Origin of the sequence: Methanoregula sp. (assembly GCF_002835825.1) — an archaeon.
Lineage (GTDB): Archaea > Halobacteriota > Methanomicrobia > Methanomicrobiales > Methanospirillaceae > Methanoregula.
In genome coordinates this window covers 1-1,136 of record NZ_PIZH01000677.1, presented here as the reverse complement: position 1 = coordinate 1,136, position 1,136 = coordinate 1, and the positions used below count along the sequence as shown (strand labels likewise).

Here is a 1,136-nt window from a genome sequence, read left to right as displayed (position 1 = left end):
GGTTGCACATAATAGCTACATTGACGACCACGAAAAAGATATAATTCGAGTGAATTATCGAAGCATTTTGAAACAAATCGGTGTAATCGAATAATTTTTCCACTCATACTAAATCCACTTTCCGTGCATCATCCCGCACGCCTCTCCCGTAACAATGCTCGCAGAGCTTCACGCCCATCTCGCGATCCAGCCACACCGCCTTAGCAACCCCGCAGACCGAGCACTTCCCGATATCCGCCGTCACCCGGCTGCACCGGGAGATCTCCACGGCCCCGGGCAGCGGGACCGATGCGGTCTGTTCCGTTTTTACTGCCTCGTTGAAACATGAGCGGCAGATCCGTCGGGCCTCCTGCTGGTCCCTGGGCCGGGCCCGGCGCTCTTTGGTATATTTTTCAATATACCGGGAGCCTTTCTTTCCGCAGGCATAGCACGGTGTCTTCGGCTCCGGGATCTCGAGTTTTTTGTAATCACCGGCCCTGATAGACCGGGGCGGATCCTTGTTTACAGCAGGGGGTGGGGAATCCGGGCTCGTTTCAGCAGTTTTACAGCATGTGCTGTAAGAGACCGGGGAGACCGGTGGGGCCGGATTCGGCTTTTGAACCGCTCCGGTCAGAGATCGTTTTTTATTTACAGCATTTTCAGAATCATGGAGACACTGATCTGTATCTTTTCCGGAATTTTGACCGTCTCCATAATTCCGGTTTTGCTGTAAATGACCATCCTTTAGTACAGAATTATTTGTATAATCTTCTTCTTTGCAGGAACCGGGCGCACCGGGTTTACCATTTTGATTTACAGCAGTTGCTGTAAAACTGCTGTAAACGTGCTGTAATGCTGTAAATGAACCTGCGCCGCCATCCTCATCGCTGTCCTTCGGGTCATGATCGAGCCAGCAGGCCCCGCCGTTCGCCCACTGCCGGAAGATCTCGCGGCTCCAGGTAAATGCCTCGGTCCGGCGCCGGACTGACACGCCCTCCTCGTCGCTCATCGTCACGGTCCGGTCCGTGCACGAGAGGGCAGGGCCCTCCTCTAAGAGGCCCGTGTCGGTTTTCCCCCTGCTGTCGTTGCCCTTGCGCATCCGGCAGATCCCCATGTCGGCCCCGCCCGTCCACCGCCTTCGGTCCGCGCACGTGACC

The 1,136-nt window shown here is 55.5% G+C and carries 1 pseudogene; it reads right to left on the bottom strand.

The annotated features are described in order from the left end of the window. Positions 1–103 precede the first annotated feature (103 nt). A pseudogene (locus CW742_RS14360) lies at positions 104–1,136 on the bottom strand (hypothetical protein); the annotation flags it as partial.